Consider the following 15,177-nt stretch of genomic DNA (forward strand, 5'->3'; position numbering starts at 1 on the left):
TTTCTGGCTGGCATTTCATTATCTGCAATAAAACTATACATTGATGATATTTATGCAGCTTAGATGTTTCATTAAGCCAAGAAAAATTAGGCATCAAAAACAGCCTAGCAATGACCTTGGTTGTATAGAAAATTGTATAGAATGAAAGTTGGAATTATAATAAGCATTAATTATCAATGAAATAATAACCGTGTATGGTTCTCTCCTCCTCCCAGTAAAATCAAGCAATTCAACAAAATCATTGTCTCCTCAAGTCTCTTAACGTCTCTTGAAAGCTCCATTTTTTGGGGTACATACGGGGGTGTATTACACTCACTTAATATTTAGTACCCCCAATATGAAACTAATAATTAAGTAAATAGATAATAGTAAGGGATAAGACTAAGGATAATGTAAAACAATAATTATCTGATTGAATTCACACCAATAAAAAAATATATAAGGTGTTGTCGTATAATGACTTGCATATTTTATCGTTCTTTATATGCAACACTATGGCAAAATCGACACTAATATTATTTTTCATTATTTTTAGCTTGAAGATAATCAGTAAGAAATGCTTGTGCATTACCTTCATGGGATATCCCTTCAGAGTAATTTACTGATATAGGCTGAGGTTCTCCTGGGATATAAAGGTTACCGCAGCATTTATTCTCAATAATTAGAGCAACAAATTTATTTCCATTAATATTTATTGAGTATCGAGTATCTTTACTTGTTTTTTCGACCTGCATCTTCTGAATTTTTAAATTCCAGTCATGGTCAATACCTTCGAGCTGCACTAATGCTTCATTAGCATTACGATCACCAATACGTAGGGTCCAAACAATCACTCCTTGTTGACCTTTATAGGCAATGACATTATCTGCCACATCAGGGCGTTGTTCTGCGTGTGCGCTCCCTATTATGCAGGTAAATAATATAACGATTAAAGCCATTAACTTTTTATAACTAGCCATGTTTATTTATCCTAATATATTGTTATATAAATAATTGTATAAAAAATATTTCATTAATATGACATTAGTTATCATAATGGATTTATTTGTTTTTAAATAGAGTACAGGATTATTATTAGGATATTTCTTGTTTTTTCTTGGTAAGGTATTGTCAATTATTGAGAGGAAAGAATAATATTAACTTTCAAATAAAAATAAGTTTTAAAAGTAATATAATAAAGTTTGATACAGAGAAGTTATACTTCTCTGTATTGTTTTCTATTTGTTCCAGTTTACAAAGATAAAATTCGTTCAGATATCAGAGACATTAATTTCTCAGATTGAACATCGGTAATTATCATTGTGTTCATACGACATTCGGTTGAATTACTATTGTTTTTAGGGGGCATTGAATCATCATGGATTGTTGCAAAACTTAAACCAACGAGTTTGCGTGATTCGTATTCAATATCAATATGGCCATTTATACCAGTGAAAATATCTGGGCGGATTAAATAACCGATTACACAAGGATCATGTAAAAAAGGATCAAATGCGGCATATCCACGAGACATTTTTGCGGCTGTTCTAGCAATAACGTTACCTTGGTCTAACGATTGGCATAAACCTGCTCTGATATCAGCCTTATGGGTGACATCTAGCCCCAGCATAGTAATGTGTTCTGCAGTATCAAAGACGATATGTGCCGCGTGTGGATCGACATAAAAATTGAATTCGGCTGCTGGTGTTATATTCCCATTACAAAATGCAGCCCCTCCCATTAGAACAATATCTTTCACATTATCCTTAAGCCTTGGTTCTTTTAGCATTGCCATGGCAATATTGGTCAGTGGTGCTGTCGGGCAAAGGGTGACTTCTTTAGGATTAGACATCACAGTATCAATAATGAAATCCACTGCATGTATGTCGGGATAAGTGTAATTGGATCTCGGTAACGTTACACCCGCAAGACCGTTATTACCGTGCACTTGAGTTTTACTCCCTCGACGCGCTATCAAAGGCCGTTCACACCCTCTGGCTAAAGGGATGTCGGGGCGAGACACAAACGAAAGAATGTTGCGGGCATTCTCATGAACTTTATCAAGTTCAACATTTCCTGCGACGGTTGTAATTCCCATAACTTTAATTTCAGGTGATGCCAATGCGAGTAAAATTGCAATAGCGTCATCTACACCCGGATCACAATCTATAATAATTTTAGTCATATACTTCTCCTTTGATAACTTACGTAACGCATTGAATAAAAAGTAGAATTAAAAAATACTTATGAAATAAATATCAGTTAATAAAAATACCGACCATCGTTGCAGATAAGCAACTCACCAACGTTGAACCCACGATCAGTCTAAAACTATTCGCCGCTATCATTTTTCCATGTTCTTTACTGATACTGGCGACACAAGCAATAATCATTCCGACTGAACCAAAATTTGCGAACGAAATTAGGAATACAGAGATAATGGCTTCCGTTCTTGGGCTCAGATCCTCTAATTTTATATAATCAATCATTGCAACAAATTCATTCGTTAAAATTTTTGTGGCAATAATTTTCCCGAATTCAATACTGTCCTGCCAAGGGACGCCAAGCACAAATGCAATAGGAGAGAAAATATAACCAAGAAGACCTTGGAAACTTATTCCTATGAGGTGTAAAAAAATATCATTCAACATGCTAATTAGAGCAATAAAGCCAAGAAGCATTGGAACTATCGCTAGAATTAATTTAAAACCATCGAGCATATGCTCTGTTAGTACTTCAAAAAAACTATGATGTTCATTTTTAGGGCCAGAAAAATTGTTAGATATTTCAATAGGATCGTTAGGGTTTATAATGGAAACAATAACGAAAGTACTAAAAAAGTTTAGGCAAACACCGATAAAGACAAATTGAGGTGATAACATTTGAGTGTAAGCACCCAATATTGCGATATCGACAGTAGATAATGAGCATGCAGCTATTGTGTACATTTGTGGTTTTGTTAAATTGGGTATGTATTCTTTAATTGATACATACACTGCCATCATACCCACAACGACAGCACTAACCGCTGAAAAAGATTCAAGTTTACCAACTTTTGCAACTTTATTAATAAGGTATCCGATAGTTAGAATAATCAGCCGGAGAATACCAAAATATTTTAATATCCCAATAATTGAGCAAATAAACACTAAAGGCATTAGAGCAACAATAACGAACACAATAGGTGTTTTTGTGCTTATATCTCCAAATACAAAATCAATTCCTTTATTTGCATGATGTACTAAATATTCTATACCTATATTCGTCGTATTAAGAATTGTGATCCCAATAGACGTGTGTAGAAGTATAAAAGCAACGGTGGCCTCTATTAATAAAAGAATAAAAATAGGAATAAATTTTCTTTTTATTTTATTAGCATTAAAACTAATTGAAGATGCCACTATAAAAATTAAGAGAAGGCTAATAATGAAAATTAAATATTTCATAATGACCTCGATTATATAATTTATTAACGGGGTGGTTATTTATGCACTTCCCTTACATACGCTCTTTTTTTAATCTGACATCAACACTTGTTTTAGATGGCATTGATGATGCCCCTTTTTTTTCAACGGCCAATGATGCATAAGCAATAGAAAACTTAATTGCTTCATCCATATTTTTACCTTCTATTAATTTTGCAGCTAAAGCACCTGTGAATGCATCACCAGCGCCGCTTGTATCAACAACAGAAGCACTCATTGCTTTGTAATATTTCATTGTGGTGCCATTGAAATAAAGTGCACCACTGTCACCAAGTGTCATTACTATTTCTTTAACACCTAAATTGTGTATTGCTTTTATGGCTTCCTGTGCTGAAATAACGCTATCAATTTTAATGTTTGATATTAATTCTGCTTCTGTTCCATTTGGTATTAATAAATCAATAGATGACAAATGTGAGACAATTTGATCTGAATAGGGCGCTGGGTTAAGAATGACATAACATCCCGATTTTTTTGCTATTTCAATCGCAAACTTGGTCGCATCTATATTATTTTCTAATTGAGTAAGAAAAATCTTTGCAGATTGTAGATTATTAATATCTGAAAGAATTTCAGCTTTAGTGATTGTTGCATTAGCCCCTAGATCAATAATAATACTATTGTTACCAGTGGTGTTCTCAACCATAACTAATGCATTTCCTGTCTTTGCATTGGCATCCTTAATTAAGGTATATGAATTTATCTTTGTAGTACCAAAATATTTCTCTGCGGTAGCGCCAAATGAATCGTCGCCTACTTTAACAAAAAAATGCACATGATCATTTAATTCAGCTGCCGCAACCGCTTGATTAGCACCTTTTCCACCAGGGAAAAAGTTTGTAGAGATTGCTTTGATTGTCTCTCCAACAAAAGGAAATCTTTCAACTTCTGTGACAACATCTAAATTGAAAGATCCTAAAATATATAATGAGCATTTATCTGCAATTTTTTTATCTCTACCTTGTTCTTCGCAATCAATTTGAAGCACTCTGGTTTCATCAATGGTTCTATTTATTATTGGTTCTAATTCAATTTTTTGTAATCTCACTCCGCCATGAAATTTAGTTGCTATACCTAATAACTGTAATTCATCTATGTATCTTCTTACGGTTCTTTCCGATACATGAAGTAGAGCACTGAGCTCTTTTACATAGATAGAATTATCTTTCACTAATTTTTTTCTGATAAATGCAATACTACTCTTTTTTTTCATATCACCCTCTTTTGTTAAAAAATGTTTTACCATTTGTTAAGATAATAGAGGTTAATTAAGTTTATTCTGCTTGAGTAGTCACGTTTTTTGCTCGTAATTGGACAATTATCTGTCCGTTTAGATAAATTTTAAGAAAAATATGTGGATAACGCAGTTTATTTACCGTTGGCTGATTATCTAAAATCGTAATGAAATAATTAAAAATTATTTACTGATTTTTGATTTTGTCATCATTGAAATGATTGGATATCTGAGAATGGATAGGAAATTGATAGCTTTTGGTATCCACTAAAACGTAAAAAGAATACCAATAAAGATATATTAGTGTTATCGCCATTGCCTAACATCTATTCGTTACCTGAAATTAAAAATATTCAGTTCAGAATTAATATAAGATAAAGAGAAATAATATCGATAGTATTTTCATATAAAATTTAATCAAATCAAAGTAATTGACTTAGTAGGATAAAAATCAAACAAATATCAGCGATAACAAGTAATACGCCAATAAGTACTCTTATAAAAAGGCATGAAAGTGTTGTTGGTGGAGCTTTAGGAAAAAGTGCAGAGAAACACCAATAGGCTAATATGGTGGTCAAAAAAATTGCAAAAAATATAGAACTAATAAAAAAGATCATTTATTGATGCTCTTTTTGTGTCGGTAATAAATAACCGTTCGGTTATCGCTTTATTTTTGAACATCTACGATATTTATCGTTCTACACAGTTTTATTAATATTTTCCAATACGCATTAAAGCATCTTCAACATCTTCATCATGATCAATTGTAAAAGCAATAAAATCCTCAGTTTTTGGAATTTTTTTGTAAGTATCTGTTTGCTTAAACAGGGTTAGGCATTCTGAAAATATGTGAATAATTTTTGTTAAAACGTGAGAGTAAGAGCCGTCTTCATAAGACGTATGATAAAGTTGTTCTAAGCATGTTTCATCGATAGGATAAATAGTACTAAAGCATTGGTATTCCCAATCACCTGTATTGTATTTTAAGTTTTTTATCTCTTCATATGAATGATAAATACAACTATCAGATTGATTTTGATAGTATTTTAATGTTTTTTGAAAATATTCTTCAGAGTTAAAGCAAAGATTTACTTCTCCATATGCGGCATTTAAATCGAACGCAAAGGCGTAAAAGACTTCGCCACTTTTTTCTGTTAAAAATTTCTCTGTTTCTGTTATTGCAAAAGAGACAATATCATTTTTTATATTTTTAATTATTTCATCATTTAATATCATCATTGAATCATAACCCTGTTAGATATAGCGACAATCATAATAATTGCTCTGTATGAAGATAATAATAATAGTATATTAATATTATAACTTAATGATATAAAATAATGAGTGCCTACTTTTGATTAGTGATAAAACACCTAATGATAGTTCAAAAGGTGTTTTTGTGTAATTATTGACGTGCAATTACTTGTTTTTGTTTACGATCAAACCAATTTTCACGTAATTTGTCGTAACTAAGATTAAATGCATAAGTATAGAAAAGGAAAAAGGCAAAGAAGCCGACTTCTAATAAGAATGCACTCCACAACGACATATTTAATAAAAATGCCAATATTGGTAAACCAATAATCACAAAACTTAATTCAAAACCAATAGCATGCATGACTCGTATTTTTGTTGGTCTTGGCCCTTTGATTAAAGGCCAATAGCGGTCAAAAATCATGTTATAAAATAAATTCAATAACATAGCTAATGTTGATAAAACAATAGCAACCGTTCCCATTTGAAAAATTGAGCGACCCAAAATCCATGCACTAAGTGGCGCTGTTATTGCGATGGCTATCACTTCAAATGAAACAGCGTGAAAAACGCGCTCAGTAAATGTTTTTTGATATTGGCTCATATCCCACCTCAAATTAATTATTTAACAAAAAACGAGTGCAATTATTGGTGATATTTTGTATATATACAAAATAGGAGCCATCGAAAAAACCGATACCATAATGAACTATTCCATAGAAACCTTGCGTACATTCATTGAAGCAGCTTCGTTAAAATCATTTTCTGCGGCTGCGCGAAAATTAAATAAAAGTCAATCTACCGTCAGTAGTACGATCAGTGGATTTGAAGATGATATGGGCTTTGAGCTATTTGAACGTAAAGGAAGAGAATCAACGCTGACTTTTGCAGGGCAAAAGGTATTAAGTTTAGTTGAAGACATATTAGCGGCGGATGAACGCTTACAAGCATTAAGAATAGAACTATCTCCAGAAATGGAACCTCGTCTAAGCTGTGTTTTTTCTGATATGTATCAACCCCCTCATTCTGAGCAGCTTTTAAAGGTTCTAGATAAAGAATTTCCTCATATTGAGTTTGAATTTCTTGTTGCTGAAAACGATGATGTCATCAATATGCTACAAAATAATCAGGCACATATTGGTATGATGGAGTCACGAATAGAATATCCCGCTGATATTGCTTTTGCTCGTTTACCTGTAAGTGGTAAGTTAGGATTATATGCACATAAAAATCATCCTCTTGCGAAAGAAAATAAAATTAATTATCAGCATTTAACGATGTATCGCCAATTAAGGCTAAGTAGTCGAGCTCAATTTATTATTAATAGCGAAAAGAATTGGCTTGCCCCTAACTATTTGTTACTGCTTGAAATGGCAGAGCAAGAAATGGGATGGGCAATATTACCCACTTGGCTAGTCGAGCAATTTGGGCATAAATTATTGGTTAGCCTAAATTACGATCAGTTTCCGAAAAAAATAGATATTGATTTAGTGTGGTCAAGAAATAATCCACCCGGAAAAGCGGGATATTGGATGATTGATAAACTTTTGAAAAATAGCATTCCACATTCTATTTAGGCACAGGAAATAAATCACCTTCATGACTAATAGGCATGCATAGTGAAGGTGATTTAAATTTTTTGACAACGTTACTTTACCAGCCACAAACATTGGTTTCTTCATCCATATCATAGCCACGTACAATATTGATAAGATCTTTGACTATTAAACTGGATATATCAGCGTCTAACAAATCAGCTAAAAAGCTATCTTTATCAACAGAAACGCCGTTGTTTTTGTTTGTTAATACTAAGGTGAGTTCTTGTGAGTCAATATTTACCTTATTTTTCAGCTCATTAATCAAAAGTAAAACTTCTTTAGTCGCGACTTCTGGAATATATAAAATTTTGGGATTTAGAAATACTTTTTGAGATTTCTCTTTGCCATGAGTATTAATCAGTTCTAATAAGTAGCCTTTATTTTCATCTTTCATATTATTATTTTAACCTTCGGCAAGTATTTTAGGATCGACATAAAAATCGACATTAAAAACAGTATCTTCAGTTTGGGCTTCTATTTTGTGCCATGTCTCTGGTGGGAATACACCAAATTCACCGGCATGGATCACTAACGTTTCCGTAGGCTCTGGGCTAAATTCATCTGCATATGCGTAATAAATAATCACTCCTTGCATAACAGATAGCTTTGGATAAACCCCTTGACGAGTTCCTTTATCTAAATGTCTTTCCCAAATAGATTTAGGCGCAGTATCTTTAGTCCAAAGTGGCGTTGATCGCACATGAATATAGTGAGTGGGAATTATAATTCGTTCCATTTTACCTCCCTAAAAATGAGTGTCTCATTTTTCTATTTTCATCTTATTTAAGCAGAAAAATTATTGTTAATAATGCAATAAGGTATTGTGCTGTCGAATAAAATCTACCCCTTATAATGAAGTATTTCAAATGCAATTTTAAAGAAAAAAGTAACAATATCGTGCTGGATTAATTAATATCTTGTTTTCTTTAATTAAATTATTTTTTAAAAGTTAAATTATTTTTTAAGTGGCGGTCGTTTTTTAGTCGTTTGGTTGGTGCTATTATAGGGTTTCTACTCATCAACATAATTTGTTTGTTCTATAATTAACCAAGTCTAGGGTATTAATATTTAATTCATTATTTAACATAATTGAGATGTCACTATGGAATTAAAGGATTACTACGCCATAATGGGTGTCAAACCCACTGATGATACTAAAACGATTAAAACAGCTTATCGCCGTTTAGCGAAAAAATATCATCCAGATGTAAGTAAAGAGCCAAATGCAGAAGAGCGTTTTAAAGAAATTGCTCAAGCATGGGAAATATTAGGCGATGAACAACGTAGAGCTGAATATGATGAACTTTGGGCTCATCGTAACGATCCTAAATTTAGGCAATTTACACAACAACATTCAAATAAGGATCAAGAAAGCTTTAGCCAAGAAGATTTTGATGATTTTTACGCTTCATTTTTTGGTCAACACTCTCCATTTGAAGGTCGTCGATCTCAACAAGCACCTAAACAACGTGGACATGATTTAGAGATAGAATTGGCCGTTTTTCTAGAAGAATCACAGGAAGAACATAAGCGTACGATTAGTTATCACTTACCTGTTTATAATGTTTTTGGAATTTTGGAAAAAGAGATCCCTAAAACTTTGAATGTTAAAATTCCAGCCGGTGTTATTGATGGGCAACGCATTCGTTTAAAAGGTCAGGGTACAGTAGGTGAGAATGGAGGTGAAAATGGTGATTTATGGTTAACAATTCGTATTGCGCCTCATCCTCTATTTGATATTAAAGGCCACGATTTAGAAATAGTTGTTCCTGTAGCTCCTTGGGAAGCTGCATTAGGTGCAAAAATTCCTATTCCTACAATAAAAGAAAAAATCTTGTTAACTATTCCTGCGGGAAGTCAGGCAGGACAAAAGCTACGTATTAAAGGAAAAGGGTTAGTTAGTAAAAAGGTTAGCGGTGATTTATATGCAATTTTAAAAATTGTTATGCCACCTAAATCCGATGAAAAGACACGCGAATTATGGCAACAAATTGCAGATAGTCAGACCGATTATAATCCACGTAAAGACTGGGAGAATAAATAATGGGTCAATTAACAACAACCGTATTTACTGTTACTGAATTTTGTCATCACACTGGAATATCAGATGATGAGCTTAAAGAATTTGTAGCTCTTGGTGTGATTGAACCGTTAGAAATTGAAACTCAGGAGTGGTTTTTCGATGATAATGCTATCGTGGTGACACATCGTGCATTAAAACTTCATAAAGAGCTCGCATTAGATTGGCACGGTATCGCTATCGCACTGACTTTATTAGATGAAAATGAACAGTTAAAACAAGAAAATAAGCAATTACGTCAGCAGTTAATGCGATTTATAAATGAATAATCATTAATAAAATAGCTACTATAAGAGTAAACACTTTAGTGGCTATTTTTATGCCTAAATTTTATTAATACTTTAAATTTCTATATTTATTATTAATTGATTTTAAACATTATTTTTCACCACTCTCCTTGATTTTCATTATTAAAATGCCTGCTTTAAAAATAAGCAAAATGGCGTTGAGATCACATTCACATTCATAAGTATTAAGTTATGATAACCATAATATTATATTTATCAATTTCTCTCTTTTAGTAATAAGAGATTTATTTTTTGTAAGGGAAAAATAATGAAGCCAATCCAAATCAATAAATTAATAGAATGGCGTAGAACGTTTCACCAGTTTCCAGAAATTGGCTGGACAGAATTTGTGACAACAGGAACGATAATAAACATATTGCGAGAGATGAATATTGAAGTAAAAACAGGTCCTTATATTATTTGTCGAGAAAGTATTTTAGGTCGAGATGAAAAATTAGTTAATGAGGCTATCAAAATAGCTGAAGAAAAAGGGATCAGTGCTGAGTTATTGGCTGAAATGGACGGTTTAACAGGATGTATGGCTATTATTGATACAGAAATTCCTGGTCCTACATTTACCTTTCGTTTTGATATTGATTGCGTTTATGTCCAAGAGTCAAATGATGATACTCATCTGCCTAATAAACAGGGATTTGCTTCACGCCGTTCTGGATTAATGCATGCTTGTGGTCATGATGGGCACACTGCAATAGGGCTTGGTCTTGCTCACTGGTTAAAACAAAACATTCACGCTTTACGTGGGAAATATAAATTAATATTCCAACCCGCAGAAGAAGGAGTGAGAGGTGCAAGAGCAATAAGCGATAGTGGAGTATTAGATGATACTGATTATTTTATGGGGATGCATATTGGATGTAATTTAAAAAAAGGTGAAATTGCACTCGATCCTTTTGATTTTCTTTGTACCACTAAATTAGATATTTTTTTAAAAGGAAAATCCTCTAATGCTATTGATGAACCAGAAAAGGGAAATAACGCATTAGCTGGAGCATGCTTTTTAGCTAATGAGATATTAGCAACACCAAGGCATGGTAAAGGTATGACACGAGTAAACATTGGAACCTTAATTGTAGGCGAAAATCGTAGCCTTATTCCTAGCTCTGCAAAAATGCAATTAGAAGTTCGTGGGCAGGATGCTGAAATAACACAATACTTATTTAATAGTATAAAAAAATATGTCGATGGTATTGCAACTTCTTACCAACTAGAAACAAAAATAGATATTACGGGTGAAGCGACAAATTTTAGAAATGATCGAGAAATGATAGATATCATGCAAGGTGTTGTTGATGCACATCCAGATTTATTAAATGTCGTATTACCTTTAGGAGGAAGTGAGGATGTCTCATTAATGGTAAGAAGAGTGCAAGAGAAAAAAGGGAAAGCACTATTCTTCTTAGTAGGCGCAGATCAACTTGATGGGCATCATAAAGAAAAATTCGATATTGATGAAGAGGCGCTTTCCATCGGGTTAACACTTTTTACTGAAGGTATTCTCTCTATTCTTGAGATGCATAAATAAGAGAAAGGTCTCTTCTATTTGTCGATATTGCATAGAATGAGACCTTAATAACTATTTAATTGGGGTCGAAAATAGAGAAGCATCTGGTTGATGCTCTTTAATAAACTCGATATAAAGTTGCGTTTCATGCTCTGTTTTTTTCGAGGTGAAAAAACAAATATTACTCATAATCGTCGGTGTAAATTCTCTATAAACAATATCTTCTGTTTCAATAGTAGGAAATGAATTAATTAAACTGACTCCTAAGCCATTTTTTACAAATGTCATCGCTGTATCTTGATCAGAAACTTCAGCAATAATATTAGGCTTCGATTTTGATTTATTGAGCGCTCGATCAATAACTGTACGACCAATATTACTTTTAACTAAAGCAATAAAAGACTGTTCATGTAAGTCATCAGGTGTGATGGTGCTTTTTGTAGATAATGCATGTGCTTTAGGGATTGCACAAATAATTTGAGTTTCTCTCATTGGAATTTGTGTCAAATTATAATTGCTATTAATGGTCATATTGTCAGTAATAACAATATCAGCTTGTTCTTTTGCAATTAAAGAAAGTAGCTGTTCACTTCTAGATATTTCTAAATGGACATTAACTTGATATTTTTTGATAAATAGAGTGGTGGCCTGATTGATAAAACCATAAGCTAATGTTGGTGGAACTAGAATTCGTAGACTCCGTTTTTTTTCTTGATGGTGAAAATGGCTTAATCGGCTGAAGGATTCAGCGATATTGGCGATTTCTTCATAAAGCAATAAGGCATCAGAGTTTGGTATTAATTTATTATTTTCACGAGTGAATAACTTTTTACCACAACGTTTCTCGATCTGGTTTAATGTCTGGCTTACCGCTGGTTGAGAAATACCCAACTGATCTGCGGCATTGGTGACACTTCCCTGATCGATCACGGTTTGTATGATTTCAAGGTCGCGTAAAGTCGCCCATCCCCCTGACCAAGAAGTTCTTTTTATATTAATTGCCATTATGTTTTTTGTTTTAGTCAGTTCATCTTGTATACGATTATACCGTTAATGAATTGATTATTGAATAATAGTGATGATGGAAATTTTAAACAGTTTTTATAAGGAATATTTTAAGAGTAAAGACGTAGATTATAACTGTTATTTAGGATTTATAACTTTTATTATAAAGTAGATAATATGATATTATAAAGCCTGTAAAGTAATGTTATTAAAGGATTAATTATATGAAAAGCCGATTTTCTTTACAATACTCATTATCAGTAAATGAATTAAAAAAACTCCAAAAAAAAATGAAATCAAGAGAGAGAAAATATATTAAAGGCTATGCTTTTCTTTCTAATTTATTAATTTCATTATTAGTATTATCTGGCTTGTCTGTTTTTTTCTTAATTTTAAACGCGATTAAAATTTATTTAAATAATGATATTGTAAGTGATGAGTTACAGAGAATGAAAGATCTTAATCTTTATATTCTTATTATTTTTGCTTCTTTATTAATTATGTTAGGACTTTTTTCCTATCTAGATGAGTATTTAACCAAAAGAAATGAAAAAAGAGAAATTGAAGGAATTGGTCATAATTTTGAATTAAGAATAAATAGAAAATTTATAGAGCAGAGATATGAAAATATTTCTCATAAAACTTATTGGTCAGCTGTTATTGATACATTTATCTATAAAAAATATATTTTTATAGATTTAGAAGAACATAATTATATAATAATTCCAATAAGAGCCGTTGGAACAATGGAAGAGTTTAATCAACTATTTGAATTTATAAAAGAAAGAAGTGGAAAATAGATTTCAATAAAAGAGCTCCAAAAAAATAAAATTGGAGCTCTTTTTTATGTTAATACAACAAAATTAACACAAGTTATTATCATATTTAATGTATTGCCATTGTATTTAATATTAATGACTATTTATATAAATAGCACCGCTATCAATTACATTTAAATAATATTAATAACAAAACTCATCTGATTTTATTTGTATTTTAAATATACCTTTATATAAAAATTACTGATATTAATATGATGCGTAAAATTAATATTTTTATTTCGAAATATAATGATCATTGAGATATAAATCACGGAAACCCAAGCTTTTTCATTGCTAATATTTTGCATCAAATTATCTATCTAGTTTTTTATTTTGATTCTAAAAAGATACTTAATTGATCTATAAATTATAAATAACAAGCAAATGGGGAGTTTTATGTCTTTATTCAAAAAAGGTATTATTGCTTTATCCGTTAATATTGCATTAGTTTCTTCAGCTTTAGCCTGTACAACGCTATTAGCGGGAAGCGAAGCTACAAATGATGGTTCGTTGATTATTGCTCGTAGCGCAGATAGCGATGCATTAAAAGCACAACATTTTGTTATTCATCCGGCTAAAACGAATCAAACGGGAATTTACAGTACCAAAGAGCATAATGGTGCTAATAATTTCACTTATCCATTACCTAAGAATTCATTACGTTATACCACTGTACCGAATTGGAAAACGCAACTTCATGGTGCAACAGGATTTAACGAATTGGGTGTTGGTGTCAGTGGTACCGAGTCTATTTTTGCTTCACCTAAAGCGCTCTCTTTTGATCCCTATGTTGAAGATACTGGGATAACTGAAGATGATATTCCAGATGTTTTGCTTTCAAGAGCAAAAACAGCTCGTGAAGCAGTGGAATTATTAGGAAGTATTATTGAAAAACAAGGTGCTGGTGAGGGATTTGGTGTTGCTGTTGTTGATAAAAACGAGCTTTGGTATTTAGAAACTGGAACAGGACATCATTGGATCGCACAAAAATTACCTAAAGATAAGTACTTTGCGACAGGAAACCAAGGTCGATTACAACATTACGATATTAACAGTGATGATGTTTTAGGCTCTAAAAATCTAGTGGAATTTGCTGTTGAGAAAGGGCTATATAATCCTGAAAAAGAAGGCGCATTTAATTTTTCAAAAGCTTATACACGAGATGATGAACGAGATCGTACTTATAATGATCCGCGTGTGTGGGTTATCCAGCAACAATTTAATCCATCATTAAAACAAGCTGTGGATGATGGTCGTAATTTCGCGCCTTTATTAACACCTGAGAAAAAAGTATCTGTTGAAGAAGCTAAAGCGATGTTACGTAATCACTTTGAAGGAACAGAGCACGACCCATATACTAATGGATTAAATGGTCAAGGATCTTGGCGTCCAATTAGTGTATTTAGAACTTATGAAGCGCATGTTATGCAAGTCCGCCCTGAACTTCCTCAAGAAATAGGTGAAGTGACTTATGTCGGTTTAGGTATGGCGGATTTAACTGCATTTGTTCCGTATTACAGTGGATTAAAAGCTTATCCACAACATTATGGAATAGGAACAAATCAAGCAGACAGTGATTCTATTTACTGGAAATATCGTAAGTTACAAACATTAGTAATGACAGATTATCCAAAACTTGCACCAATTGTGAAAAAAGCTTACCAAGAATGGGAAGCAAAAACTGCATTAGAGCAAAAAGAAATGGAAGCTAAATATCTCACTATGGTGAAAACGGATAAAACCGGTGCGGATAAAATGCTTAATGAATTTAATCTACGAGTCATGGCAGATGCTGAAAAATTAACTGAAAATTTAATGAATGAATTGTTTACAGTAAGAACAAAAGATATTCAAGACGATATTTTCTTTGCTAATAAGTCTAAAAAAGACTAATAACAGAGAAGTATTTCAG

Annotated in this window: 15 protein-coding genes; 6 read left to right on the top strand and 9 right to left on the bottom strand. The window is 32.4% G+C overall.

Translation table 11 applies throughout. The annotated features are described in order from the left end of the window. Positions 1 to 515 precede the first annotated feature (515 nt). The 6 genes from EHE21_RS06615 to EHE21_RS06640 form a co-directional block, all read right to left on the bottom strand. Positions 516 to 959: a hypothetical protein gene (locus EHE21_RS06615; RefSeq protein ID WP_088493257.1), complete on the bottom strand. Its 444-nt coding sequence runs from the start codon at positions 957 to 959 to the stop codon at positions 516 to 518. A gap of 272 nt (positions 960 to 1,231) precedes the next feature. Next, the gene (locus tag EHE21_RS06620; RefSeq protein ID WP_088493256.1) at positions 1,232 to 2,164 is read right to left on the bottom strand and encodes a nucleoside hydrolase; all 933 of its coding nucleotides are present in this window, start codon (positions 2,162 to 2,164) and stop codon (positions 1,232 to 1,234) included. A 73-nt stretch (positions 2,165 to 2,237) separates the two neighbouring features. Next, the gene (locus tag EHE21_RS06625) at positions 2,238 to 3,425 is read right to left on the bottom strand and encodes a NupC/NupG family nucleoside CNT transporter (protein ID WP_088493255.1); all 1,188 of its coding nucleotides are present in this window, start codon (positions 3,423 to 3,425) and stop codon (positions 2,238 to 2,240) included. A gap of 52 nt (positions 3,426 to 3,477) precedes the next feature. After that, a complete protein-coding gene (locus tag EHE21_RS06630; RefSeq protein WP_194952186.1) occupies positions 3,478 to 4,677 on the bottom strand; it encodes a ribokinase in 1,200 nt (399 codons plus the stop codon). A gap of 732 nt (positions 4,678 to 5,409) precedes the next feature. Beyond that, positions 5,410 to 5,937 (bottom strand): DUF4303 domain-containing protein, encoded by a 528-nt coding sequence (locus EHE21_RS06635; protein ID WP_194952187.1) that lies wholly within the window; start codon positions 5,935 to 5,937, stop codon positions 5,410 to 5,412. Positions 5,938 to 6,103: 166 nt separating this feature from the next. Beyond that, on the bottom strand, positions 6,104 to 6,556 hold the full coding sequence (locus EHE21_RS06640; RefSeq protein WP_194952188.1) for a multidrug/biocide efflux PACE transporter: 453 nt from the start codon (positions 6,554 to 6,556) through the stop codon (positions 6,104 to 6,106). Between the two features lie 100 nt (positions 6,557 to 6,656). Between EHE21_RS06640 and EHE21_RS06645 the strand changes: the two genes are divergently transcribed. Further along, the gene (locus tag EHE21_RS06645; protein ID WP_194952189.1) at positions 6,657 to 7,529 is read left to right on the top strand and encodes a LysR family transcriptional regulator; all 873 of its coding nucleotides are present in this window, start codon (positions 6,657 to 6,659) and stop codon (positions 7,527 to 7,529) included. Between the two features lie 76 nt (positions 7,530 to 7,605). On the opposite strand, the gene EHE21_RS06650 is transcribed toward EHE21_RS06645, so the two are convergent. Together EHE21_RS06650 and EHE21_RS06655 are read right to left on the bottom strand one after the other, a co-directional pair. Next, on the bottom strand, positions 7,606 to 7,944 hold the full coding sequence (locus EHE21_RS06650; protein ID WP_194952190.1) for a DUF1869 domain-containing protein: 339 nt from the start codon (positions 7,942 to 7,944) through the stop codon (positions 7,606 to 7,608). 9 nt (positions 7,945 to 7,953) lie between these two features. Next, on the bottom strand, positions 7,954 to 8,286 hold the full coding sequence (locus tag EHE21_RS06655; protein WP_194952191.1) for a DUF1971 domain-containing protein: 333 nt from the start codon (positions 8,284 to 8,286) through the stop codon (positions 7,954 to 7,956). 366 nt (positions 8,287 to 8,652) lie between these two features. On the opposite strand from EHE21_RS06655, the gene cbpA reads away from it, so the two are divergent. From cbpA to EHE21_RS06670, 3 genes are all read left to right on the top strand, one after another. Beyond that, positions 8,653 to 9,594 carry a curved DNA-binding protein gene (gene cbpA / locus EHE21_RS06660; RefSeq protein WP_194952192.1) on the top strand — a complete coding sequence of 314 codons (942 nt, stop codon included), beginning with the start codon at positions 8,653 to 8,655 and terminating at the stop codon, positions 9,592 to 9,594. Further along, positions 9,594 to 9,899, top strand: a complete 306-nt coding sequence (gene cbpM / locus EHE21_RS06665) for a chaperone modulator CbpM (protein ID WP_194952193.1) — start codon at positions 9,594 to 9,596, stop codon at positions 9,897 to 9,899. Before cbpA ends, cbpM begins: the two co-directional genes overlap by 1 nt. Before the next feature lie 286 nt (positions 9,900 to 10,185). Beyond that, positions 10,186 to 11,460, top strand: coding sequence for an amidohydrolase (locus EHE21_RS06670; protein WP_194952194.1), 1,275 nt, complete (start codon positions 10,186 to 10,188; stop codon positions 11,458 to 11,460). Positions 11,461 to 11,511: 51 nt separating this feature from the next. On the opposite strand, the gene EHE21_RS06675 is transcribed toward EHE21_RS06670, so the two are convergent. Beyond that, positions 11,512 to 12,444 (bottom strand): LysR family transcriptional regulator, encoded by a 933-nt coding sequence (locus EHE21_RS06675; RefSeq protein WP_194952195.1) that lies wholly within the window; start codon positions 12,442 to 12,444, stop codon positions 11,512 to 11,514. A 224-nt stretch (positions 12,445 to 12,668) separates the two neighbouring features. Between EHE21_RS06675 and EHE21_RS06680 the strand changes: the two genes are divergently transcribed. Further along, the gene (locus tag EHE21_RS06680; RefSeq protein ID WP_194952196.1) at positions 12,669 to 13,244 is read left to right on the top strand and encodes a hypothetical protein; all 576 of its coding nucleotides are present in this window, start codon (positions 12,669 to 12,671) and stop codon (positions 13,242 to 13,244) included. A 417-nt stretch (positions 13,245 to 13,661) separates the two neighbouring features. Beyond that, complete coding sequence (locus EHE21_RS06685; RefSeq protein ID WP_194952197.1) at positions 13,662 to 15,158, top strand: C69 family dipeptidase; 1,497 nt, start codon at positions 13,662 to 13,664, stop codon at positions 15,156 to 15,158. The last annotated feature ends 19 nt before the right edge of the window (positions 15,159 to 15,177 follow it).

Origin of the sequence: Proteus sp. GOKU, assembly GCF_015475555.1 — a bacterium.
Lineage (GTDB): Bacteria > Pseudomonadota > Gammaproteobacteria > Enterobacterales > Enterobacteriaceae > Proteus > Proteus mirabilis_B.